Consider the following 24536-nt stretch of genomic DNA (forward strand, 5'->3'; position numbering starts at 1 on the left):
TTTTATGCGACATTTCGAAGCAAGCGGACTTCCGACTTTAGCGGGGTACGGAGTGCTCGGCTAGTGCTATTCGTCATCCTGAAAAATAAACTTCAAAAAAGCGTCAAAGTGCTTTTTTCTGTCACACGTTTTGCGGTATTACGAAGTCAGATCGCCGAACCCTGCAGCACAGGTGGCGTCTTCCAAGACTCCTCAGGTGGGCACTGCGCTTGACGTCACTCAGGTGCAGTCGGTGGTCGAATCGAGGCGCAGCACCGCCCAGGTATTGCGTCGACTGGCTCCCACAAAAGGTGACCGAGTATGGATGATCATGGACGTAACCCTTCTTCCGACCAGCCAATCCTTTATGTGCTTGATACCAACGTATTGATCCACGATCCAAACGCACTGCTCAACTTCGAAGAACACCACGTCGCCATCCCGATGATCGTGCTTGAGGAACTCGACAAACTCAAAAGCGGGCACCACAGCGTTGCCGCCGAATGCCGCCAGGCCATCCGCCTGATCGACAAGACATTGGGCGAAGCGTCGCCGGAGGACGTCGAAGTCGGCGTACCGATCCAGCGCGGCAAAGGCGGGCCCAAGGGCTTGCTGTCGATTCTGATGAGCAAGCGCAGCGAGCCCAACAGCCTGCTGCCGGAGAATCTGAACGACAACAAAATCATTAACCAATTGATCGACCTGCACGCCCGCGACAAGGACCTGCGCGTAGTGCTGGTGACCAAAGACATCAATATGCGCCTCAAGGCCCGAGCGTGTGGGATCGCGGCCGAGGACTACAGCACCGACCAACTGGTCGACGACGTGTCGATGCTGTCCCGTGGTTATCACATGATGACCGGCTCGTTCTGGGACCGTGTCAGCAAGGTCGAAACCCGTCAGGACCACGGCCGCACCTGGCACCAGGTACAGCTGATCGACAACCTGCCGGCCGTGCATATCAATGAATTCATCGTCGACGAACAGGGCTTCGTGGGTTGGATCAAAGAGATCCAGGTCGACAAGCTGCTGATCCTCGACCTGCATCAGGAACCCCTGTTGCACCAGGAAGCCTGGGGCCTGAAACCGCGTGACATTTACCAGAGCCTGGCGCTGTACGCGCTGCTCGACCCGGACATCCACTTGGTCAACCTGACCGGTGCTGCCGGTTCCGGTAAAACCATCCTCGCCCTGGCTGCCGCCATCGAGCAGACCATGGTGACCAAGCGCTATCGCCGCATCATCGCCACCCGCAGCGTGCAGGGCCTGGACCAGGAAATCGGCTTCCTGCCCGGCACCGAAGCGGAAAAAATGGAGCCGTGGCTGGGGGCGATCACCGACAACCTCGAAGCCTTGCACATGGATGACGAAAACACCCATGGCAGCGTCGACTACATCCTCAGCAAAGTGCCGTTGCAGTTCAAATCTCTCAACTACATCCGAGGTCGCAGCTTCCAGCAGAGCCTGATTTTGATCGATGAATGCCAGAACCTCACCCCGCACCAGATGAAAACCATCATCACGCGTGCCGGCGCCGGTTCCAAAGTGGTGTGCCTGGGCAACCTGGCACAGATCGACACCCCTTACCTGTCCGCGACCAGCTCCGGGCTGACCTACCTGACGGAACGCTTCAAAGACTTCCCGAACGGCGTGCACATTGCGCTGCAAGGGGTGCCACGTTCGATTCTGGCGGAATACGCCGAATCTCACTTGTAAACACTACACACTGTAGGAGCCGGCTTGCCGGCGATGGCGTCCTCGAGGGCCCCATCGCCGGCAAGCCGGCTCCTACGCACAATCAGCCGTGCGCAAAATTGACCCCCGGGTTTACAATCGATACTCCTGATCAGGAGTATCCCTGTGCTGACTCATCTCGATTCCCAAGGTCGCGCCCACATGGTCGACGTCACCGACAAGTCCGTGACGTTCCGTGAAGCCGTGGCCGAAGCCCGGGTGCGCATGCTGCCCGAGACCCTGCAAATGATTGTCGACGGAGCCCATCCCAAGGGTGACGTGTTCGCCGTGGCCCGCATCGCCGGGATCCAGGCTGCGAAAAAAACCAGTGATCTGATTCCGCTGTGCCACCCGCTGATGTTGACGGGCGTAAAGGTCGAACTGAGCGCCGATGGCGCAGACTCGGTGCACATCCTGGCGCGCTGCAAACTCTCCGGGCAGACCGGCGTGGAAATGGAAGCGCTCACCGCCGCCAGCGTCGCGGCATTGACTATTTACGACATGTGCAAGGCCGTGGATCGCGGTATGACCATCGAAAGCATTCGCCTGCTGGAAAAGCTTGGCGGCAAGAGCGGGCACTTCAAGGCGGACCAGGCATGAGCATCAACGTATTGTTTTTTGCGCGTTACGCTGAGGCGGTGGGGTTTGACTCGCTGGAGATGGAGGGCGATTTCGCCACTGTCGACGCAGTACGTCTGGCGTTGGCCAGTGACCCGGATTTTGCCGTACTCAACGAGACCAGCCTGATGTGCGCGCGCAACGAAGAGATGTGCGGCCTTGATGAGCCGGTGCAGGCAGGTGACGAAGTGGCATTCTTCCCACCCGTGACCGGAGGCTGATCATGGCCATTCGTGTGCAGGCCCAGGCGTTTGATCCCGGTGCTGAAGTCAACGCCATGCATGCGGCCAATGTCGGCGTGGGCGCGGTGGTGAGTTTTGTTGGCTATGTGCGCGATTTCAATGACGGTCTGGATGTCTCGGGAATGTTCCTGGAGCACTACCCCGGCATGACCGAAAAGGCCCTGGCCAAGATCGCCGTGGAAGCCGAGCAGCGCTGGCCGTTGCTCAAGCTGGAAGTGCTGCACCGCATTGGCGCGCTGGAGCCGGGTGAGCCGATTGTGTTTGTTGCGGCAGCGAGTGCTCATCGCCAGGCGGCGTTTGATGCCTGTGCGTTTGTGATGGATTACCTGAAGACGCGTGCGCCGTTCTGGAAGAAGGAAAATACTCCTCAAGGCCCCCGCTGGGTAGAAGGTCGCAATAGCGACCATGATGCGGCGCTGCGCTGGAAGACGTAGTGCAAATTTAAAAAGAAGCCTCGGTAACACCCGCTCAAGGTGATAACGAGGCTTGCGCACGGCTCAGTTGAAAACTCTCTGAACGACAGTCTTTTAATTCAAAAACAATCTGAAAAAGATTGCTTATCTGTTAATTCTGACAGTAGGCGCAGTGCTCGGCTGGATGTTAAATAAGTCTCGGTAGTTAAATTTATTTTTATAGTCGTGCCGCCTGTGCGACAGCATGAGGCGTGCGTATAGGAGAGAGTTATGGCTGTGGGCGACGTTATTCTAAAAGCGTTTGATATTGAACTACCTAATGGGCAGAGCTGGACTAATGAGCTTTATGCTAACGGTCGGCATCAGTGCCAGTTAAATGTGTTGGTTCAGAAGCAAGTGGAAAATGCCGACGGCCATTTTATTGATACTCCGTTGACGACGACTGAGCGTAACAGTGCAACAATCACGGCCTATGGTTTTCCAGGCGCGGTGCTGCCTAGGGGATGGTCGTGTGATCGCACTAAAAACCAATTTGACGTAGGCCTGCGGCCGCTAGGTACGGAAGAACCTATGGCGGAAATCAAACCGGTTGACAACAGTTTTGAATTGATAAAGTTGTATGTGAGAGCCGGTACCAGTGCGTCCATGGGGACCGAAAGGTTAATGGCAAAAATGGTGGTGGGCGGGAAGACATATACAACCAATGGAGCGGGCGGTGGGGCGCCCTTTCAGAGTTACGTGGATATCCAACTCACCAGTCCCTACCGGTTAGAGATTAGCGAGCTGAGTACCTATGTCGACGTTGATGCGTACTCCCACGGCCACAATGGAGTCGATATAGATATCTATTATATGACGCCAACCGTTAAAGGTATTCGTTTTGTTGAAAATCGAGGTTTGGATTCGCCCGTGGTTGTCAATGGAGAGGGGTCACATTTTCATACATCGTATGTTAAACATACAAATAACGGGGTTCGGTTTAAAGGTGGTGTTGTAATGGTTGAAAACGGTAGGTTAACGGTAGATAAAATTCAAAAGAATAATGGTTCAGGAGAGGTTCTTTACAATAAGTTGTCTACCATTATGCGTGCTGCGCGATATAGAGGGTGGATGGATACTCCCGATGATGATCGGCAAAGTGGATGGCGCCTGTGGGATAACTATGGGTGTGAGCACATTTTTTTTATTGGCTGGGCGGACAGTGGAAATGTGCTGGCATTAAGGACTTAGTTTATTGGATGTATCACGCGCATCTTTTTGAATAGGGACTTCATTTTTATGGACGTTTACTCCAATGCTTTGAACTACAATAGCCGCCTCAATGGCATCGTCGACACGCGCACTGGCCAGTACGTTTGCCGGATTGCACTGGCCACGCTCTACCCGCAGGGGCCGTTGGAAATAAGTCGTGAAATTGCACTCTCCTTCTCCATGCTGAACTCAGGTGTCTCAGGTAACTATGGCGCCGGATGGCGCCTGGAGAACACCGAGTTTGACCTGGCGACTTCAAAGCTGACCTTATTGACGGGTGAGCAATACCAAACCCATGGGCTGCCGTCTGTGGGGCGCACATTGGTGATCAAGGATCGAAAGCTCAAAGACTTGGTGGTCAAGCGTGTCGGCGAGTCCACGCTTCATGTGATTTATAAGGACGGCACCATTGAAATCCTAGGGCGCCCGAGTAGCTCAGGGCCTTACAAGATCACGGACATTCAGTTTGAAAACGGTGAACGCTTGCGCTTCTCTTACTTCCAGGGAGGGCCGTTGGAGCGGATTCAGAACGATAAAGGGCAAGACTTGCTGGTATTGACCTACATTGGCGCCTTACTCGTGGAGGCCGACGCGCTGATTGACGGTGGCCGGTATGCCCGTACTCGAATTGTCTATGGAAATGCCAACAACCAGTTACTGCGTGTCACTGTTCCGTACGACCGTACACAAGCTCCGGAAAGTGTGGCCTATACCTTTGTCTACCGCAGTCCGTTTCGCAACGGTCTCATCGCGATCAGCGAAGTCAACTCACCGATGGGAGGCAACACGCTCATCAGCTACGAAGAGAACGGCCATCAATATGCAAACAATGAGTACATCCCACGCGTGGTGGGGTGGCGGCAAACCCCGGGGGCCAATCAGCCACCAGTCGGTCGTAAGTACAGTTACAGTTCGGGGACTAATTTCACCGGTTATCCCTATTCGGGTGGCTTCACTCCGGGTGAAGACAATTTGTACCGGATCGCCGGTACCTATGACTATTGGGGCGAAGAGACGGTCATCGATTTGAGCAACAATGATGCTCCGTTGTGTGCCACCCGGATGACCTATAACAAATTCCACCTGTTGACTGAGGAGCGCGTGACCCGCGAAGGGACCCGAGCCACCACAAGCTTTGCCTATAACATCATCCCCAGAAAATTGTTCCCTGATCAGCCAGCCAACCTGCAATTACCTAGGCAGGTGGTCAAACGCTTCGAGATGGTCGCTGGCGGAAGCGCTCGTGAAGAAGTGCAAACCATTGAGACCGACGACTATGGCAACGAGCTGAGTCGAACCGAAGCCTCCGGTGTTCGTGTCGAGCGCAACTATTACCCGGTCGCGGGCGAGACGGGAAAGTGTCCGGCCGACCCCCATGGTTTGTTCCAGCGCTTTGTGAAGCAGGAGCGCCTTGTTCCCGCGGGGGGGACGCCTGCCGCGCGACTCACCGAGTACACTCATACCCGCGTGCCACAGACAGGAAGCAGCTACTTTGTGGTGCAGGAGTCGATGACGCGGCCTGACCTGTTCAGTGCGCGGCATACCTACTACGACACCCCCGTTGAGTTGGCCGGCCGGTTGAAAAGCGTTTCCGATACAATCGACGGACTTGTATTGGCCAGTAACTTCACCTACACCGTCGCGGCGGGCAACCTTGTTGAAACCCGGCGCATGGTGGGGCGTGAGGGGCAATGGCTTGAGTCAGTACGCACGCTCTCGCTGGTCAATCGGCGGTTGCTGTCGATGACTCGAGACGGTGATTGCTCCCTGGCTTTTGAGTTCGATATCAGTGGCCGGTTGACAGCGGAAACGGTTTCTCTAGGCAAACCACAGCAAGCCATGCGGCGTTACGCCTATCATTTTGCGACGCCAGACAAACGTGCTCATTTGATCACCACGGATGCGCAAAATAACAAGGTCATTACCTACTTTGATGGTATCGGACGCCAGGTGTCCGAAGCTCAATTGATCGGTGCTAACTACGACCAGGAGCGTGTCATCAGAACGTGGCGGTACGACGCGCTGGAGCAACTATCGGAGGTGGTCAGTCACGATTACCTCGCTGATGGCCCGCGCTCATTGAAAAGCACCTACGGCTATAACCGTTGGGGAAACTCCAGTCGTGTGACCCGCGCCGATGGCAGTGTGCAGATCGATGAGTACGATCCACTGCTCAACCTCAGGGTCGAAGGAGTTGAAGGCGGCGAACGCTTGAGGCGTTATTTCAATGAGCATAACCAGCCGGTAAAAGTGGAACGCCTCGACGCAGGCGACGCTACTGTCGAAGTGGAGTCGCGCACCTACGATGGCTTGGGGCGCTGCCTGTCGGTACTGGATATGAGCAACAAGCGTACGGAGTTTACCTACGATGACTTCGATCGGGCATTGACGACCCTTGAGATACCGCTTGATGGCACCCCGCAAAGGCTGCAAAAAACGGATTACGCCCCTGGTACCAGCGACGCAATGGTCAGTGCATTGGCGGTCGATGGCAACTGCCTGGGCGCTCGTACTTATGACAGCCTGTGCCGCTTGACCAGCGAGACGCGCGGGGCGGGACAGGCCACAATCTGGGAGTACGAGCCAGGGTGGACTGAGCCTGTCGCCAAGACTTCCCCACGGGGTAATCGGCAGACGCTGACTTACGACAAAGAGTTGGGCGTGCCGACCCATATAGGGATGACAGGGCTTCCGGAGAGCACCTACCGATATGATGCTATTGCAAGCACGTTGACCTGCTCGGAAACCAATGGCCTGATTCACGAGTCTTTTCAGGATGCGAATGGCCACCCCGAGAAGGATATTCAAACCGCCAACGGGGCGTCACTCACTGCGCTGTATAGCTATTCCCCGGGTGGGCGCCTGTTGCATCAAACGGCCGCTGATGGGCAGCTCAGCACGCTTGAGTACGATATCCACGGGCGTTTTTCCCGGATCACCACTGGGCCCCTGGTGATCGAGCAAGGCTACGATGCCCTTGGCCGGCCTCAGGACCTGACCACGGTCTATCAGGACACGAGGGTGGTGACCAAGGTGTCTTATGATGCGTTGGGACGGGAAGCCGAACGCCGTTTTGAGGAGAACGGTGTCCTGTTGCAGGTGATGACCCACACGTATCACGCCAACAGTCTGCTGGCGACCCGTTTTCTTCGTGACGCGAGTTCGCGGGTGGTGATTGGCGAAACGTTCACCTACGACGCTTTCCTACGGTTGAAAACCTACCGCTGCGAAGGCCTTGAACAGCCTCAGGATCAATTAGGGCGAGGCATTGTCGGGCAAGACTTCAGCTTAGATAGCCTCAACAATATCACCGGCGTAGTGACCACCTTTGTCGATGGCACGCAGGACATCTGCGAGCGATTTTTCTCCGGCGTAGATCCGACACAATTGACTCGCCTGACCCATACGGCACCACCACAAGATGTGACCCTGACGTACGATGCGGCGGGCAACCTGCAGACAGGACCGTCTGGGCAGGTCTATACCTACAATGCCTTTGAACAACTGACAAATGTGCGCGCCGGTTCCGACCAGTACAACTACCAGTACGATGCCGATTCCCGTCAGGTCGTTGCATCCCGGGGCGATGAGCCGCCAGTGAGGCTGGCCTACAACGGCGAACGCCTCGAGCTACTGGTTGAGGGTAACAAAACCATCCGTTACGCCAACGGCAATGATCAAGTGATGGCAATCAGCGGTGGTGTGGATGGGGTGCAGTTGTATGCCAACGATGCCTCTGGCAGCGTGCGCGGCATAACGGCTCCGGGCGAGACTCATGTGCGGCGACACTACACGCCCTATGGCGATACGAAGATCTCGCTGGAGGATGGTAAGGCCCGCAGCATGGCCGACCTGCAAAAACCTGGATTCAATGGCCAGCGGCTGGACGTAGCGACCAACCTCTACTTTCTCGGCAACGGCATGCGCGCCTATGACCCGGGCCTGATGATGTTTCTGCAGGCTGATCCGCTGAGCCCCTACGATGAAGGTGGGACCAATGGTTATGCGTACTGTGCGTGTAACCCGATCAACGCGATGGACCCCAGCGGGTTGTGGCCGACCTGGTTGAAGTGGGTTTTTACGGGGGCAGCGCTTGCGCTAGGGGTAGTAGCACTGGGAATTGGCGTGGCAGGCATTGCCGCTGTTGGTTTAGCCTCCGCTAACTCAGCCCAGATAATCGGCGTCGTCGGAACTGCACTGGGTGTCGTTGGCAGCACGTTAGGGGTGACTGGGTTGAGCATAGAAGCGGTAGATGTGGCGAATGGATGGGACCGTTCCGGGCATATCAGAAATTTGGGGTGGGCAGCCTTCGGCTTTTCAATGGCTTCCTGGGCCGCCAGCGGCTACAACGCTTGGGGGGCTGCGAGCAAAGCCTTTGATGCTGGAAAAGGGATCAAGAGCGTCGGGGATATGGCCCATCGTTCGGGGTACGGTACCGTCTCTGCACGCGAAGCCTTGAGAAGCCTGGCCAAGTCATTTGGCGGCCGAACCTTCAAAGTCAACAATCGCATAACGCCCGGGAGCAAAGCGTTTGGTTCTATCAGGGCGGTCATCAGGATGACGAATTTAATGCGCTCTCTCAATGCGCGCTATGCAGCCTTGACGTCGGACTCCGCAGCAGCGGAGGATCCTGGCGGGAGAGTGGAACAACAGGCGCAGCCTCAACCCCAATCGGCGATGCGGCAGTTCGTTGATACGCCGCAAAGCGCCAGTCGCTATTATCAGTCATTCAGAGATGAGGTCACGCGTATCCGTCGTCCGATCACGACCGAGGCTTACCAAAGTGCTTAGATAGCCGATGGGGGAATGCACCGATCATGCCGTCGTCGGCATGGCTCGTGCATCTATCGGCAAAGAAAGCAGGCTTTTACAGGCCTGCTTTTTTCCTTTCGGAACCACAATCAGGGGCGTTTGCGCTCGACGGCCCGCAACAAATGCGTCGGCGGCGTCTCGCAACTGATCTTGCGCCCCAGCAAGGCCTCAATCGACGGCAACTGATACGAGTCATCTTCCCCTGCAAAACTGATCGACACCCCCGCAGCCCCGGCACGGCCCGTACGGCCAATGCGGTGCACATAGTCGTCCGGCACTTCCGGCAGGGTGAAGTTGATCACATGGCTGATGCCATCAATGTGAATCCCGCGTCCGGCAACATCGGTCGCCACCAGCACACGAATCTTGCCTTCGCGGAAACCTTCCAGCGTCTTAATGCGCTTGTGCTGCGGCACATCGCCCGACAGTTGTGCGGCGTTCACACCATCACGCACCAGGCGTTCTTCGATACGACGCACCTCATCCTTACGGTTGGCGAACACCATCACGCGTTCCCAACCGTTGTCGTTGACCAGGTTGTAGAGCAGCTTGTACTTGTCGGCACCGGCCACCGCGTAGATGTGTTGCTCGACGTTTTCGCTGGCAACGTTTTCCGCCTCGATCTCGACGATGGACGGGTCAGTGGTCCACTGCTTGGCGAGGTTCATCACGTCTTCGGTGAAGGTCGCGGAGAACAGCAAGGTCTGACGCTCGGATTTCGGCGGGGTCTGGCGAATGATCTGACGCACTTGTGGGATAAAGCCCATGTCGAGCATGCGGTCGGCTTCGTCCAGCACCATCACTTCGACCATGTCCAAATGCACGTCGCCGCGCTGGTTGAAGTCCAGCAGTCGGCCAGGTGTCGCCACCAGAATGTCGCAGTGACGGGCTTCGAGGTGCTTGAGTTGCTTGTCGAAGTCCATGCCGCCGACGAACGTCATCACGTTGAGGCCGGTGTACTTGGTCAGGTCAGCAGCGTCCTTGGCGATCTGTACCACCAGCTCCCGGGTCGGGGCGATGATCAGTGCGCGTGGCTCACCCATGTAGCGCTCTTTCGGCGGTGGCGTCTGCAGCAACTGGGTGATGATCGAGATCAGGAACGCGGCGGTCTTGCCGGTGCCGGTCTGGGCACGGCCGATGGCGTCTTTGCCGGCCAGGGTGAAACCCAGCACCTGCGCCTGGATCGGCGTGCAGTACGGAAACCCCAGGTCCTGGATGGCGTGCATCAGTTCCGGAGCCAGTTTGAAATCGTGGAAGCGGGTTTTACCTTCCTGGGGCTCGACGACGAAATCTTCGAGTTTCCATGGGATCACGGGCGGTTTCGGCGTGCGCTCACGGCGCGGCTTGGGGGCAGGTGCGGCTTCTTTAGCCGTTTCAGGCGGTGTCACCGTAGGCGTCTTGGGCTGGGCGACAGGCGCAGTCCGGTCGGGCTGTTGACCGTCATTGCGGCTGCCGGCAGTCGGGGCAGGAGCACTGGGAACAGGCGCGAGCGGCTCGGCCTCGCTTTTGCCGAACATCTTCTTGAGTGCTTCGAGCACGGTGATCTCATTAATTGGTTAAGGAATGTACGCCGGCCAGTGTAATGCAAGAATCGGGCGCGGCGTAGTGCGTCTGTCATATGGCTACATAAACGGTGGTTTTCAGCCCAGGCGAGCGGTCAACCAGGCACCGATATCGCGTATCTCCTCGGGTAACACTTCGTGGCCCATTGGGTATTCCTGCCATGTCACGGTGACACCACGGGTCTTCAAGTGCTCGTAGGCGCTGCGGCCCATGGCGTTCTGCACCACGTCGTCGTATTGGCCGTGCAGGCACAGGGCTGGAATGCGCTGTTGGCTGGCGGACAGTTCCAGCTCATCCCCGAATGTGGGTGCATAAGTGGAGAGGGCGATCACGCCACCCAACGGGCCTTCCCAATTCAGGAATGCGGTATGGAAAACCACGGCGCCGCCTTGGGAGAAACCGGCGAGGAAAATGCGTGAAGCGTCTATTCCGGTTCTCTTCTGCGCTTCGATCAAATCCGTGACCATCTTCGCCGAGACTTCCAGTTCATCCAGGCTGATGGAACGCGCCGGGCTCATGGCCTTGATGTCGTACCAACTGGGCATCTCGTAGCCCCCGTTGATGGTGACGGGGCGGGTCGGTGCCTGGGGCAAAACGAAACGGGTGGTCAGTAAGCTTTCCTGCAGCGCTTCGGCTACCGGCAGGAAGTCGTAGCGATCGGCACCCAGGCCATGCAACCAGATGACGCAGGCGTCTGCGGGCTTGGCGGGCTGAAGAATCAAGGGGTCGGTCATGTCTGCTCCATTAATGTGCGTGCGCTCCGATTAAGTGCGACGGAACGGTGCGTAGCTTGTCGATCTGTTAAGAGAATGTCGCAAGGCTGAATCTTTTGCACTTGCTCATGGGCCGAAACGGCTCAGCCAGCACTCTGGTACGCGCCTTGCTATGTGTAGGTCGATGTCAGAACTTTCCTGCGACGGTAACACTATCAGTGCCTGCCGCTTGTGGGAAAGAACCTGGAATTACTGCGACAACTTCATGCCGCTTGACCCTAAAAAAAGCCAACACGGGTCGATATCGCCTCATAAGGGTGCGCTGAGGTTCGAGCTCCGACACAACAAGAGCAAACTGGAGGTTTGAATGAAGGTATTGAAATCCACCCTGGCCATCGTGACTGCGGCGGCTGTACTGGGTGTCAGCGGTTTCGCCCAAGCCGGCGCCACCCTGGATGCCGTGCAGAAGAAAGGCTTTGTACAATGTGGCGTGAGTGACGGCCTGCCGGGTTTCTCGGTGCCGGATGCCAGCGGCAAGATCCTCGGGATCGACGCTGACGTGTGTCGCGCTGTGGCCGCTGCCGTTTTCGGCGACGCGACCAAGGTCAAATTCAGCCAGTTGAATGCCAAGGAGCGTTTCACCGCGCTTCAGTCGGGCGAAGTCGACATCCTGTCCCGTAACACCACCATGACCAGCTCCCGCGACGCCGGCATGGGCCTTAAATTCCCAGGCTTCATCACTTACTACGACGGCATCGGCTTCCTGGTAAACAACAAGCTGGGCGTGAAAAGTGCCAAGGAACTGGACGGTGCAACCATCTGCATCCAGGCCGGTACCACCACTGAGCTGAACGTTTCCGACTACTTCCGCGGCAACAACCTGAAATACACCCCGATCACCTTCGACACCTCCGACGAAAGCGCCAAGTCGCTGGAATCCGGTCGTTGCGACGTACTGACTTCCGACAAGTCCCAACTGTTCGCCCAGCGCAGCAAGCTGGCCGCGCCGAAAGACTACGTGGTTCTGCCGGAAACCATTTCCAAAGAACCGTTGGGCCCGGTCGTGCGTAACGGCGACGACGAGTGGCTGGCCATCGTGCGCTGGGTTGGCTACGCCATGCTCAACGCTGAAGAAGCCGGTATCACTTCGAAAAACGTTGAAGCTGAAGCCAAGTCCACCAAGAACCCGGACGTTGCGCGTCTGCTCGGTGCTGACGGCGAATACGGCAAAGACCTGAAAGTGAAGAAAGACTGGGTTGTACAGATCGTCAAGCAAGTTGGTAACTACGGTGAAGTGTTCGAGCGCAACCTGGGCAAGAGCACCCCGCTGGAAATCGACCGTGGCCTGAACGCGCTGTGGAACAACGGCGGCATTCAATACGCACCCCCTGTGCGCTGATCGCTGATGGTTCTGTCACCCGGTGGGCCAACCGCCGGGTGATGTTCTGTTCCATTATTTTCGGGGCATTTCATGCAAAAACAAATCGGCGCACCCAAGCAGAAGCTCAGCTTCAGCGATCCCAAAGTGCGTGCGTGGCTCTTCCAGATCATCACGATTGTAGCGGTGGTCTCGCTGGGCTGGTACCTCTTCAATAACACCCAGACCAACCTTCAACACCGGGGCATTACCTCGGGTTTCGACTTTCTTGAACGCAGTGCCGGCTTCGGCATCGCGCAACATTTGATCGACTACACCGAATCGGACAGCTATGCCCGGGTCTTTGTAATCGGTTTGCTCAACACCTTGCTGGTGACCTTCATTGGCGTGATCCTGGCGACGCTGCTCGGGTTCGTCATCGGCGTGGCGCGGCTGTCGCCGAACTGGATGATCAACAAGCTGGCGACCGTGTACGTGGAAGTGTTCCGCAACATCCCGCCGCTGCTGCAAATCCTGTTCTGGTACTTCGCGGTGTTCCTGACCATGCCGGGGCCGCGTAACAGTCATAACTTCGGCGATACCTTCTTTGTCAGCAGCCGTGGCCTGAACATGCCGGCAGCGATTGCCGCCGACGGTTTCTGGCCGTTTGTGGTCAGCATCGTGGTCGCCATCGTGGCAATCGTGCTGATGGCGCGTTGGGCGAACAAGCGTTTTGAGGCAACCGGTGTTCCGTTCCACAAATTCTGGGCCGGCCTGGCGCTGTTCATCGTGATCCCGGCGCTGTGCGCCTTGATCTTCGGTGCACCGCTGCATTGGGAAATGCCGAAGTTGCAGGGCTTCAACTTTGTCGGCGGTTGGGTCCTGATCCCTGAACTGCTGGCGCTGACCCTGGCGCTGACCGTCTACACGGCGGCGTTTATCGCCGAGATCGTGCGGTCGGGCATCAAGTCCGTCAGCCACGGCCAGACCGAAGCCGCGCGCTCCCTGGGCCTGCGTCCAGGGCCGACGCTGCGCAAGGTCATCATCCCGCAGGCCCTGCGGGTGATCATCCCGCCGCTGACCAGCCAATACCTGAACCTGGCGAAAAACTCGTCACTCGCGGCCGGTATCGGTTACCCGGAAATGGTTTCGTTGTTTGCCGGCACGGTGCTCAACCAGACCGGCCAGGCCATCGAAGTCATTGCCATCACCATGAGCGTGTACCTGGCGATCAGCATCAGCATTTCCCTGCTGATGAACTGGTACAACAAGCGCATTGCGCTGATCGAGCGGTGAGGAAACGCCCATGAGTTCACATACTTTCAAACCGGATATGCCGCCGCCGAACAAAGTGTTCGGGCCGATGGCCTGGATGCGCGCCAACCTGTTTTCCAGCTGGCTCAATACCCTGCTGACGCTGTTGGCGTTCTACCTGATCTACCTGGTGGTACCGCCGATCCTGAGCTGGGCGATCATCGACGCCAACTGGGTCGGCACCACGCGCGCCGATTGCACCAAGGAAGGCGCCTGCTGGGTGTTTATCCAACAGCGCTTCGGGCAGTTCATGTACGGCTACTACCCCGGCGACCTGCGCTGGCGCGTGGACCTCACCGTATGGCTGGCCATCGTTGGCGTGGCGCCGTTGTTCATCTCGCGCTTCCAGCGCAAGGCGGTCTACGGCCTGAGCTTCCTGGTGCTGTACCCGATCATCGCGTTCTTCCTGCTGCACGGCGGGGCCTTTGGCCTGACCAATGTGGCAACCAGCCAATGGGGCGGCCTGATGCTGACCCTGGTGATCGCCACCGTCGGCATCGCCGGCGCCTTGCCGCTGGGCATCATGCTGGCGCTGGGGCGGCGCTCGAACATGCCGGCGATTCGAGTGGTCTGCGTGACCTTCATCGAATTCTGGCGCGGCGTGCCGTTGATCACCGTGCTGTTCATGTCCTCGGTGATGCTGCCGTTGTTCCTGCCCGAAGGCATGGGCATCGACAAACTGCTGCGGGCGTTGATCGGCGTGATCCTGTTCCAGTCGGCCTATGTGGCTGAAGTGGTGCGCGGTGGCTTGCAGGCGATTCCCAAGGGCCAGTACGAAGCCGCTGCTGCGATGGGCCTGGGCTACTGGCGTTCGATGGGCCTGGTGATCCTGCCGCAAGCCTTGAAGATGGTGATCCCCGGCATCGTCAACACGTTTATCGCGCTGTTCAAGGACACCAGCCTTGTGATCATCATCGGCTTGTTCGACCTGCTCAACAGCGTCAAGCAAGCCGCCGCCGACCCTAAATGGTTGGGCATGGCCACCGAAGGCTATGTGTTCGCGGCCCTGGTGTTCTGGATTTTCTGTTTTGGTATGTCGCGCTATTCCATTCATTTGGAACACAAGCTCGACACAGGCCACAAGCGTTAGGAGTTGTTGTTATGAGCGAAGCGATCAAACAGCCTGTGAGCCCTGAAGGCATTATCCAGATGCAGGGCGTCAACAAGTGGTACGGCCAGTTCCACGTGTTGAAAGACATCAACCTCAACGTCAAGCAGGGCGAGCGAATCGTGCTGTGTGGCCCGTCGGGTTCGGGCAAGTCCACCACCATCCGCTGCCTCAACCGCCTGGAAGAACACCAGCAGGGCCGTATCGTGGTGGATGGCGTGGAGCTGACCAATGACCTCAAGCAGATCGAAGCGATCCGCCGTGAAGTCGGCATGGTGTTCCAGCACTTCAACCTGTTCCCGCACCTGACCATCCTGCAGAACTGCACGCTGGCGCCGATGTGGGTGCGCAAGATGCCCAAGCGCAAGGCCGAGGAAATTGCCATGCATTACCTTGAGCGCGTGCGCATTCCGGAGCAGGCCCACAAGTTTCCGGGGCAACTGTCCGGTGGTCAGCAACAGCGTGTGGCGATTGCCCGTGCCTTGTGCATGAAGCCGAAAATAATGCTGTTCGACGAACCAACCTCGGCACTCGATCCAGAAATGGTGAAGGAAGTACTCGACACCATGATCGGCCTGGCCGAAGACGGCATGACCATGTTGTGCGTAACCCACGAAATGGGCTTTGCGCGCACCGTGGCCAACCGTGTGATCTTCATGGACAAGGGCGAGATCGTGGAACAGGCGGCGCCGAATGACTTCTTCGACAACCCACAGAATGATCGGACCAAGTTGTTCTTGAGCCAGATTTTGCATTGATCGATGGATGAATGAATAAACCCGGCCCTGTGCCGGGTTTATTTTTGCCTGCTGGTTTTTGTCAGGAGACCTGTGCTGCGAGCGGTTGCGCATCTTTTGCGATGAGCAATCTGTTCAAGTCTTCACCGACATTGAGGGTCTCTACCTCTGCCAGCAAGTGGGGGTGTTTATCCAGTAGGCGCATCAATGTGAGCAACGGTTCCGGCGGAAAAATCTCAGCCCGTTCGTAGCGAGAGAATGCATTGTGCCCGCGGACGGTGAAGAGCCTCACGGCGTCTTTTTGGGTCAAATGCAGCTTGCGGCGGATTCGCTTCATCTCGGCGGCGATGATTTTACGCGCGTCGATCAACAGCAAATCTGAGGCCTTGCAGTAACGCTCTGCACTGTCGTCGTCGTGATCGAATTCGACTTCATGGCAGACCTCGCATTCCCAGCCTGCGATGTCAGGAATATCCCGGATCATTCCCCGTGTGTTGATCGTGAAGGTGCGACCTTCGAAATGCTGCATTGCGTCATGGGTTCCGCAGCTCATGCATTGCTGGGTTCTCATAGGGTTTTCTCCTTGAAGGAGATTACGGGAGGACCACCGCCTGGGCGGTAAGTGACCTTGATGTAAATCTCCGTGCCGTAAATCTTGATCAGGTAGACGTCCTGCCATACCCGATGGTCTGCATAGGTCGTCATTGATCTGTACAACATTCGGTGCTCAAGGGCGCAGACCACGTGTTGCATCTGGCCAGGGCTCAGCTCCATTTTTCGGGCATCTTGCCGGGCGGTGGCGGTGAATGCCGTATAACCCAACCGAACGACCTCTTTTTTCACCAAAGCCAAGTTGTAGTGAGGTGTGTACTTTTCCATAAGACACCTGAATCCAATAATTACCCTCAGAGGGTAATTTTACCAATCGAAAATACTGCTCCTTTTCCTGCCTAAGAACCCTAGTGCGTTGCCTTTGTAGGCAACTCCGAATAGGCTGTAGGAAAATTCATCCTATGATTGGACGAAAGTATAAATCCCATGACAGACATCGCCCCCCTGATCAAACGCTCCCTGGTGGACCAGGCCCTGGAGCAAATGCGCCTGCGCATCAGCCAAGGTGTGTGGGCCATTGGCGAGCGCCTGCCCACCGAGCCGGAGTTGTCCGCAGAACTGGGCATCAGCCGCAATACCGTGCGCGAAGCCATGCGTGTGTTGGCGTTTTCCGGTTTGATCGAGATCCGCCAGGGCGACGGCAGCTACTTGCGTTCGATGACCGACCCACTGGGCACGATGCGGGCGTTGTCCCATTGCACGCTGGAGCAGGCGCAGGAAACGCGGCAGATCCTGGAGGTGGAGGCGATCAGCCTGGCAGCCTTGCGCCGCACCGACGAAGACCTGAAAAAACTGCGTGAAGCCCTCGACGCCAGTGCCGCGCTTTACCACGGCGACCTGGAGGCCTATATCAGCGCCGACCTGGTGTTCCACAAACACTTGGTGGATGCGGCGCACAATCCGGCGCTGAGTGAGCTGTATCAGTATTTCTCCGCCATTGTCGGCGCCCAGTTGCGCCAGACCCTCAACATCGCGCCACGTCGCCAAGCGGTGTTCGACCTGCATATCGCGTTGCTCGATGCCGTGGAGCATCAAGACCCGGAACGCGCCAAATCCCTCTGCCGGCAGTTGATCAATGAACCCTGAAACGAAACTCGATGAACTGTTGATCGACGCCGAAGCCGACGACGAGGTGGTGCAACACGCCCCTGCGGTGGTCAGCCGCCCCTGGCTGTTGCTGTTCGGGCTGGTGTTGGTGGCACTGAACCTGCGCCCCGCGCTGTCGAGCTTGTCGCCGTTGCTCAATGACGTGTCGACCAGCCTGGGTCTGTCCGCCGCCAAAGCTGGCCTGCTGACCACCTTGCCGGTGTTGTGCCTGGGGTTGTTCGCCCCCCTGGCACCGATACTTGCCCGGCGCTTTGGCGCCGAGCGCGTCGTACTGGGGATTCTGCTGACACTGGCCGCCGGCATCCTCCTGCGCAGCTCACTCGGTGAAGTCGGGCTGTTTGCCGGCAGCCTGATTGCGGGTGCAAGCATCGGCATCATTGGCGTGCTGCTGCCGGGTATCGTCAAGCGTGACTTCGCCAAGCAGGCCGGCACCATGACCGGTGTGTACACCATGGCGTTGTGCCTGGGGGCAGCGTTGGCGGCAGGGGCCACAGTGCCGCTCAGCCATTATTTTGGTGACAGTTGGAACATCGGTCTGGGCTTCTGGATTGCGCCAGCACTGCTGGCGGCGTTGTTCTGGCTGCCGCAAATCGGCCAGAAACACGGTGCGCATCGCGTCGCTTATCGCGTGAAAGGCCTTTTGAGTGACCCGTTGGCCTGGCAGGTGACGCTGTACATGGGCCTGCAGTCGTCCCTGGCCTACATCGTGTTTGGCTGGGTGCCGTCGATCCTGATCAGTCGTGGCCTGAGCGCCACCGAAGCCGGGTTGGCGCTGTCCGGTTCGATCATCGTGCAATTGCTCAGCGCCCTCACGGCGCCATGGTTGGCCACGCGCGGCAAGGACCAGCGACTGGCCATCGTGGTGGTGATGGTGCTGACCCTCGGCGGCCTGTTCGGTTGCCTGTATGCCCCGATCGACGGGTTATGGGGCTGGGCAATCCTCCTGGGCCTGGGGCAGGGTGGTACCTTCAGCCTGGCGCTGACCTTGATCGTGCTGCGCTCGCGTGACGCTCACGTGGCGGCCAACCTGTCGAGCATGGCCCAGGGCATCGGTTATACCCTGGCGTCCCTCGGTCCGTTGGCGGTGGGTTTGATCCACGACTGGACCGGCGGCTGGGCTGCCACGGGCTGGGTGTTCGCCGTGATCGGCCTGGGTGCGATCGTTGCGGGCCTCGGTGCCGGGCGGGCGAAATACGTCGGCGTCAGCAGCGAGAGAGTCTAGAGATACAGCACCTCCAGGGTTGCCGAACCGTCCATCACGATGTCGGTGCTCAGGTCCAGGTTCTGCTTGGCGTTGATCACCACTTCAAGGGTCAGGGTGCTGGTGAGGTTCTGGATCGCTGCCGGCCCGGCGGTACTGCCTTGCGTATCGGTAAAACCAAGCAAGCTTCGAGCGCCGATATCGATGGGGTTCAGGTTGGCCATGCGCCAAGCGAGGCCGCCAGTGGTGGATTCAGTGCCATAGACCGGCGCCCAGCTATCGGCCGCGGTCTGCTTGGGGTCGAAGCTCAACGAATACACGCCGATCTTGTTGCCGCTGTTATCGAGCCCCAGTCCATAGTAGATCTCGCTGTTGACGTGGGCCGTGCCGTCGCGGTTGTCGCGCATGCGCAATGCATAGTGCGCTGGGCCGTTGCAGGTGAGCGTCAGGTTCAACGACTTGCGTGGCAGGCGCGTGCCGGTAGTGAGGTTGAGGTCTTGCTGGGAAATTTTGCCGAACTCGACCCTGCCGTTGCCCGACAGGATCGGTGTGCAGGAGGCGGGTGTAATCAGGCCTTTGACGCTCAGGTCGACCGTAGACGCCGCGTTGGCCAGGGGGCTGAGAAAAACAGCTAGGAGGGGCAGGTATCGATACATCATGGGGGTCTCCGATTTCGCTTAGAAGTAGATGATTTCCAGGGTGGCCGAGCCGTCGAGCCGAACCTCACTGCTCAGGTCCAGGGTGTTGAGTGGCGCGATAACGGCCTTCAGGTTTAGTAGTGCGTTGAGGGTTTGCAGGGCGTTGGGGCCGTCGGTGCTGCCGGCTGTGCTGGTGAAGCCGAGCAAGCTGCGCGCACCCAGTGGAAGCGGGCTGGCGCTGGCGCTGCTCCAGGCCGTGCCGCCGGTGGTGGAGTCCGTCCGATACAGCTGGGGCAAGGTATCGGCGGTTGCCTGGGTTGGGTCGACAAGCAGGTAATACCGGCCGATTTTTTGCCCGCGTGTATCCAGGCCCAAGCCGTAGGCGGTTTCATCAAGGCCACCAGTGGCGGAGCCATCGCGGTTGTCGTGCATGACCAGGGCAAAGCGTGCCGGGCCGTCGCACGTCGCCGTGAAGGTCAGCGTTCTTTCCGCCAGGGCGGTGTCCTTGTCGTGGTTCAGGTCGCTGGCTGACAACTTGCCGAAATTTACCCTGCCATTGTTGGAGAGGCTGGGCGTGCACGCCGCCGGGGCGAAGCGTGCCTGCAGGCTCAGTTCTCGCGAGCGTCCCGAGGCCGGGGCGTCTACCAGCCCTGAGGTTTCCCAGGTCACGGCGTCGCGCACCCGTACAGCCTCTTCGCGGGCCCAGGCGCTGACGTGCAGGCGTACGGAAAAGCTGCGGCCCGTGGTGGGTTGGCCATCGATCATCGGTACGACGCCATGGTCAGCCCGCCAACTGAGATTTGCGCCGACCAGGCTCGGCGCCTGGCCCTGGCCTGCCAGCAAGCCAAGCTCTACAGCGCGGCCATCCAGCACGCCGTCATGCACCTGCAGTTGGTAACTGCCACCATCCGTGAAACGCAGGCGCTCGGTGCCGGAGGCCAATGCTCGGTAGAACAGGCTCATGTCCTGAGGTTGCGGGCAGTTCAGCGTCAGGGACAGTTGCCGTTCGCCGAGCAGTCGTTCTGCTGCCAAGGTCGGTGCAACGGCGCGGTTCATCAGGCCGAAGTCCAGGCGCGATTCGCTGAGGTCCAGGCGGCACTCGTCCTGGGCCTGTACCGTGCTGGCGCAGAGCAGCAGGGCGGTGAGGCAGTGGTGAAGCTTCATAGGCTTTTCCTCAAGGGTTCTGGCAGCGGGCTGGGGCCGTTTCGTAGTACACGTGGGGATCTGCCTTGGCGGGCAACTCGAAGCGCAAATGGCAACGGGGTTGGTCAGGGGCTTTGATCCACAGCGTGCGGGTGTCGAGGACATCGGGCAGAAACACTTGGTTGTTTTCCTGGACCAGGGTGATGAATTCGCCGTCTTCGGTGGTCACCGTCGAGCCTCTTGGCACTGGCCTGTCGAGGGTCAGCAGGGCTCGCCGGGTCAGGGCTACACCAAATTCGACACGGTCCACCGCACCCCGTCCGGCCGTCACTACGGCCAGGCCATTGTTGATATCGGCATTGCGCGGCAGCGAGCGGGTTTGCACTTCCAACGGGCTGCGTCCGTAGGCGCTAAGTTGGGAGGCTACGGCCTGGCCTTGCCAGTCGGTCCATACCGGGCCACTGGGAGTGTTGACCTTGATGCCGGCCATGTCGCCCACTGACAGCACGGCAAAGGTGTCGCGCACGGGATAGGGCGAGAACGTCACACCGCCACCGTGCAGCACCACCGCGCCTCGCGCACCGCCCTGATAGCTGGAACGCTCGGCATCGGAGCGGGTGTAGTTGAAGTCCAGCTGGCTGTAGTACGGCAAGGCCGAAACGCCCAGGGATGATTCGACTTCGCGGTCGCGGGTGTCATGTTCGACACCAACCCGATAAGCCAATTGATCATTGATCTGTTCGTTAAGCCCAAGCCCCGTGCGATGCTCGCCACCGGAGTTACGCACCCACGCCCGACCCCGGCGATTGCTGCCAAGCGGGACACTGACGGTCAGGTAGACGCTGTCGTCGTTATAGCGTCGTCCGCCCATGTGCCATTCGGCTGTGGCCGACACCGAAAGCCCGCCGACTTGCGTCCCCCAGGCGGCCAGGCCACGGCTGCTGCTGTCGCCCTGGAATGACGACGAGCGGGAAAACCCTGCCGTGAACGCGCCCAATTGCGGATGGGACCACGAAGTGGTTGCACTTTGCTGGTCACGATAGCGCGCGCGTTGCTGCTCGCGGGTGTCGGTGGTGTAGGTCGACTCGGTGAGGTCGCGGTAGCCCTGGGTACGCCACGAATTGGCAGCCGTCAACGACCAGCGCTCGGCCAATTTCTGTGACCACGACAGGTCGGTCTGTACCCCGCGCTCCTGGGTGCGCCGTGTGGCATCGGAGGCCACCAGGGCCAATTGCACCTGGCTGTCCGGCCATGGCAACAACCCAAGGCTCACGCCCGCCGATTTGTATTCCTCGGCCGCCAGTACCCCGCTGCCCACGCTGACTTGCGGGTGCGGCGCGGCACTGTAGCCGGCGCTGACTACCCAGGGTTCTGCACCGTCACTGTTGCCGATACTGCGCACCTGTCCGGCCGCCACCGAGTAGCCTGGCGCCGGCAAGCCGAGACCGAGCATGGCGGCGGGAACGGTGAAGCGGCGTTCCTCGCCGGTGGCTTCCTTGACAGTCACCTCGACGTCGGAGCGCCCATTAAGGCGCGGCACATTACTCAAGGTAAACGGGCCGGCGGGCACTACGGTGGAGTGAATCAACGTGCCGTTTTGCCTCACCTCCACCTGGGCCGGGCCATTGGCGATGCCGTCGATGGTCGCGCCCTGGTTCTGGTCTTGCAGCGCCTCTTCGGTCAGCACCTGCACACCCGTGATCTGCGCACCGGCAAGCACAGGGTTGTAGAGGTTGATCTGCCCGGCCTGCAACACTGCCTGCTGGCTGGCGAATGTGCGCTGGGCATAGGCGTCGAGGTGTGTCGTGCTGGAGGTGCTGTCCTGCCAGGTCTGCACTTGGCGGCTGCGTACGATCCAGTCACCGGCGTTGAAACCAACTTCTGTATTAGCCGAGCCGAAGCGGCTGGTGTCGTCGCCGTAGTGGTTGTAGAGACCGGTGAGGTCATAATTGAGCAGCGCGGCAAAACCACCGGTTTGATAGCCGGAAATATCTTGGGTGACCGGGCGCAGGGCCTGGGTGGGTACCACCAGCGCCAGGCTTAGGCTGGCTGTGTCGGGTTCGACTACCGTCTGTGGGTATTCTTCGAGGAAGTCGTAGCAGCTGTCTTCCTCGCCGGGGCCAGACGCTGGGACTACTAGTTGTGCCGCGTCCAATAGCGGTGGGTCGAAGCACAGCGCGCCTTGCCGATCGAAACTGACATCGACGCGTCCTCGGCGTTGGCCGTTGACCGTTAGATTGAGCGCGTGGCGACCCTGGCTGAAGCGGGGTGACTCCATCAGCAAATGGGCGAGTTCGGGGTCGATCCCGCGCTGGAGCAGGGTTTGTGAGTCAAAGGCGCCCCATGCCGGAGTTGTCAGCAGCCCCTGGCCGATGACCAGCATCAACAGTGGCAGGCGTGGTGAAACGCCGGGCACGGCGTTGCCGTCACGGTAATTCATGACTGTGTTCACACAAGTGCACTCTTCTCTGGACGGAAGTGCCCGGCGCGCTTCCCTATCGCGGCGGGTCGCCTTCCCGGTGGCCTTAGGTCGGTGGCCACTTCGTTATTATTAGCGCCATTGCATCCCTGGGCGCCGTTGCTTCACAGGGTGATGGGCGCTTCGTGGGCGGGCACGGCAAAGCCATACACGGTGGCAGGTTGTATACGTACGGCAGTGGCACCTGAACCGCTGGCGGTGACGGTTAGCGTTTCACCCGGTAGTACGTACGTGCGCGGCAGCATTGCCGTGCCGGTACCGGGAACCAGTTGCAGCTCTTGGGCCATGCGCACCACGTAGGGCGTCGGGTTGCGGACGCTGAGTTGGTCGGCGGTCAAGGTCCAGATCAAGCCCAGCCACGGTGTGCGGTTGGGGGCCAGCCCCTTGGGGTGAAGAATGACCGGCAGGTTCTGCCGCACGGTCACCCCCACCTGCGCGCGCCCGGCCTGGGCGGGGTCGCGCTGCTCGGGCATGCCCTCGAAGATCACGCGTCTGAGGCGTTGGGTTTTCAGCGGTTCCTGGGTTTGCAGAATGAACCGTACCAGTTGGCTCTTGGACGGCTCGACCCGTGTCAGCGGCGGCGTTACGAACAACAGTGAGTCGGTGTCCTCGGGAATGCTTTCAAGGCTCACGTGCAGCAGGGCCAGTTTATTGTCAGTGTTGGTGACTGAGACGCTGGCCTCGCCGTCGGCCTCGTTGACGATCACCACCGAGGTGTCTGGCACCATGCCATCGGCGAATGCAGTGGCTGCGCCGAGCACCCCCAGGGCAGCACAACAGGGGAGCAACCCCCTGCGCAAAGCGGAAATTATCGGGTTCATGACAGGTTTCTCAAGTTGGCCGCCCGGTACCCGGTATATCGCCTGGGCACGGGCCGCGCGTTATCAGAGGTACAGCAGGTCCAGCGTGATCGAGCCGTCGAGGGGCACCCGCTCCTGGAGCGTCAAGGTGTTGGCCGGGCTGATCGAGGTGTCTACGCGCAGGGACGCCACCAGTTGCGCGATGGGCGTGGGCAGCGTCTCGCCCATTCGGGCAAATCCCATGTAGAGACCTGGGTACACGTTAGGCTCGGGCATCCAGGTCTCGCCCTTGTCGGGCGAGACCAGGGTGTGCATCGGTTGCATATCGCCCACTGGCCCGCGCAGCGACAGGCTGACCCTGCCCAGGCGCTCGCCGGGGGCGTGAATGTTCATGCCCAACCCGTATAAACGTTGCGGCTCCAGGGACGACTCCGATTTGTTGTCGATACCCACCAGCGCGAACAACACCTTGGCGTCACACACAATGCTAAAGCCCATTTGCTTGTCAGGCAGCACGGTAAATTGGCTGGGGTGCAGTGTCTTCGCCATGATTTCCTGGTAATCGACCAGACCGTTGTCCGACAGCGATGCGGTGCAGGCGCGGGGCGTGATGAGCCCCTTGACGTCCAAGTCCACGACGGACCCGGCGATGGACGGAGTCAGGTATAAGGCGAGCGAGACTGTCGCCCATAGATGGGTAGATCTTGTCATCGTG

Annotated in this window: 21 protein-coding genes; 12 read left to right on the plus strand and 9 right to left on the minus strand. The window is 59.1% G+C overall.

Annotated features, from left to right (window positions below; translation table 11 throughout):
* Window positions 1-300: 300 nt before the first annotated feature.
* From CI807_RS11840 to CI807_RS11865, 6 genes are all read left to right on the plus strand, one after another.
* The gene (locus CI807_RS11840) at window positions 301-1695 is read left to right on the plus strand and encodes a PhoH family protein (protein WP_003188745.1); all 1395 of its coding nucleotides are present in this window, start codon (window positions 301-303) and stop codon (window positions 1693-1695) included.
* Between the two features lie 144 nt (window positions 1696-1839).
* Window positions 1840-2313 (plus strand): cyclic pyranopterin monophosphate synthase MoaC, encoded by a 474-nt coding sequence (gene moaC / locus CI807_RS11845; RefSeq protein ID WP_017736740.1) that lies wholly within the window; start codon window positions 1840-1842, stop codon window positions 2311-2313.
* The gene (gene moaD / locus CI807_RS11850) at window positions 2310-2552 is read left to right on the plus strand and encodes a molybdopterin converting factor subunit 1 (protein ID WP_095014779.1); all 243 of its coding nucleotides are present in this window, start codon (window positions 2310-2312) and stop codon (window positions 2550-2552) included. Before moaC ends, moaD begins: the two co-directional genes overlap by 4 nt.
* 2 nt (window positions 2553-2554) lie before the next feature.
* Complete coding sequence (gene moaE / locus CI807_RS11855; RefSeq protein ID WP_095014780.1) at window positions 2555-3007, plus strand: molybdopterin synthase catalytic subunit MoaE; 453 nt, start codon at window positions 2555-2557, stop codon at window positions 3005-3007.
* 249 nt (window positions 3008-3256) lie between these two features.
* The gene (locus tag CI807_RS11860) at window positions 3257-4216 is read left to right on the plus strand and encodes a hypothetical protein (protein ID WP_095014781.1); all 960 of its coding nucleotides are present in this window, start codon (window positions 3257-3259) and stop codon (window positions 4214-4216) included.
* 48 nt (window positions 4217-4264) lie between these two features.
* Window positions 4265-9028 carry an RHS repeat domain-containing protein gene (locus CI807_RS11865; RefSeq protein WP_095017537.1) on the plus strand — a complete coding sequence of 1588 codons (4764 nt, stop codon included), beginning with the start codon at window positions 4265-4267 and terminating at the stop codon, window positions 9026-9028.
* 110 nt (window positions 9029-9138) lie between these two features.
* Here CI807_RS11865 and rhlB read toward each other — a convergent pair whose 3' ends face one another.
* Window positions 9139-10593, minus strand: coding sequence for an ATP-dependent RNA helicase RhlB (rhlB, locus tag CI807_RS11870; protein WP_095014782.1), 1455 nt, complete (start codon window positions 10591-10593; stop codon window positions 9139-9141).
* A 96-nt stretch (window positions 10594-10689) separates the two neighbouring features.
* Window positions 10690-11346: an alpha/beta hydrolase gene (locus CI807_RS11875; RefSeq protein ID WP_095014783.1), complete on the minus strand. Its 657-nt coding sequence runs from the start codon at window positions 11344-11346 to the stop codon at window positions 10690-10692.
* A 346-nt stretch (window positions 11347-11692) separates the two neighbouring features.
* On the opposite strand from CI807_RS11875, the gene CI807_RS11880 reads away from it, so the two are divergent.
* The 4 genes from CI807_RS11880 to CI807_RS11895 all read left to right on the plus strand — a co-directional run bounded on the left by CI807_RS11880 (window position 11693) and on the right by CI807_RS11895 (window position 15862).
* Window positions 11693-12724 (plus strand): amino acid ABC transporter substrate-binding protein, encoded by a 1032-nt coding sequence (locus CI807_RS11880; protein ID WP_016978213.1) that lies wholly within the window; start codon window positions 11693-11695, stop codon window positions 12722-12724.
* A 72-nt stretch (window positions 12725-12796) separates the two neighbouring features.
* Entirely contained in the window at window positions 12797-13978 is a 1182-nt protein-coding gene (locus tag CI807_RS11885) for an amino acid ABC transporter permease (protein ID WP_016978214.1), read from the plus strand.
* 10 nt (window positions 13979-13988) lie between these two features.
* On the plus strand, window positions 13989-15086 hold the full coding sequence (locus CI807_RS11890) for an amino acid ABC transporter permease (protein WP_016978216.1): 1098 nt from the start codon (window positions 13989-13991) through the stop codon (window positions 15084-15086).
* 11 nt (window positions 15087-15097) lie between these two features.
* On the plus strand, window positions 15098-15862 hold the full coding sequence (locus tag CI807_RS11895) for an amino acid ABC transporter ATP-binding protein (protein ID WP_003171943.1): 765 nt from the start codon (window positions 15098-15100) through the stop codon (window positions 15860-15862).
* 61 nt (window positions 15863-15923) lie between these two features.
* On the opposite strand, the gene CI807_RS11900 is transcribed toward CI807_RS11895, so the two are convergent.
* Both CI807_RS11900 and CI807_RS11905 read right to left on the minus strand, forming a co-directional pair.
* Entirely contained in the window at window positions 15924-16412 is a 489-nt protein-coding gene (locus CI807_RS11900; protein WP_095014784.1) for a type II toxin-antitoxin system MqsA family antitoxin, read from the minus strand.
* A complete protein-coding gene (locus CI807_RS11905) occupies window positions 16409-16720 on the minus strand; it encodes a type II toxin-antitoxin system MqsR family toxin (RefSeq protein WP_095014785.1) in 312 nt (103 codons plus the stop codon). Before CI807_RS11905 ends, CI807_RS11900 begins: the two co-directional genes overlap by 4 nt.
* A 159-nt stretch (window positions 16721-16879) precedes the next feature.
* Here CI807_RS11905 and CI807_RS11910 point away from each other — a divergent pair, with 159 nt between their 5' ends.
* On the plus strand, window positions 16880-17539 hold the full coding sequence (locus tag CI807_RS11910; RefSeq protein WP_095014786.1) for a FadR/GntR family transcriptional regulator: 660 nt from the start codon (window positions 16880-16882) through the stop codon (window positions 17537-17539).
* On the plus strand, window positions 17529-18782 hold the full coding sequence (locus CI807_RS11915) for a CynX/NimT family MFS transporter (RefSeq protein ID WP_095014787.1): 1254 nt from the start codon (window positions 17529-17531) through the stop codon (window positions 18780-18782). Before CI807_RS11910 ends, CI807_RS11915 begins: the two co-directional genes overlap by 11 nt.
* Here CI807_RS11915 and CI807_RS11920 read toward each other — a convergent pair.
* From CI807_RS11920 to CI807_RS11940, 5 genes are all read right to left on the minus strand, one after another.
* Window positions 18779-19420, minus strand: coding sequence for a DUF1120 domain-containing protein (locus CI807_RS11920; protein ID WP_095014788.1), 642 nt, complete (start codon window positions 19418-19420; stop codon window positions 18779-18781). The two genes, CI807_RS11915 and CI807_RS11920, sit on opposite strands and share 4 nt — an antisense overlap.
* Window positions 19421-19438: 18 nt before the next feature.
* A complete protein-coding gene (locus tag CI807_RS11925) occupies window positions 19439-20563 on the minus strand; it encodes a DUF1120 domain-containing protein (protein WP_095014789.1) in 1125 nt (374 codons plus the stop codon).
* A gap of 10 nt (window positions 20564-20573) precedes the next feature.
* Window positions 20574-22982 (minus strand): fimbria/pilus outer membrane usher protein, encoded by a 2409-nt coding sequence (locus CI807_RS11930; protein ID WP_095014790.1) that lies wholly within the window; start codon window positions 22980-22982, stop codon window positions 20574-20576.
* 143 nt (window positions 22983-23125) lie between these two features.
* Window positions 23126-23842 (minus strand): fimbria/pilus chaperone family protein, encoded by a 717-nt coding sequence (locus CI807_RS11935; protein WP_095014791.1) that lies wholly within the window; start codon window positions 23840-23842, stop codon window positions 23126-23128.
* Between the two features lie 63 nt (window positions 23843-23905).
* Entirely contained in the window at window positions 23906-24532 is a 627-nt protein-coding gene (locus CI807_RS11940) for a DUF1120 domain-containing protein (RefSeq protein ID WP_095014792.1), read from the minus strand.
* Window positions 24533-24536 lie beyond the last annotated feature (4 nt).

The sequence above is a fragment of the Pseudomonas sp. NS1(2017) genome, from assembly GCF_002269425.1.
GTDB lineage: Bacteria > Pseudomonadota > Gammaproteobacteria > Pseudomonadales > Pseudomonadaceae > Aquipseudomonas > Aquipseudomonas reactans.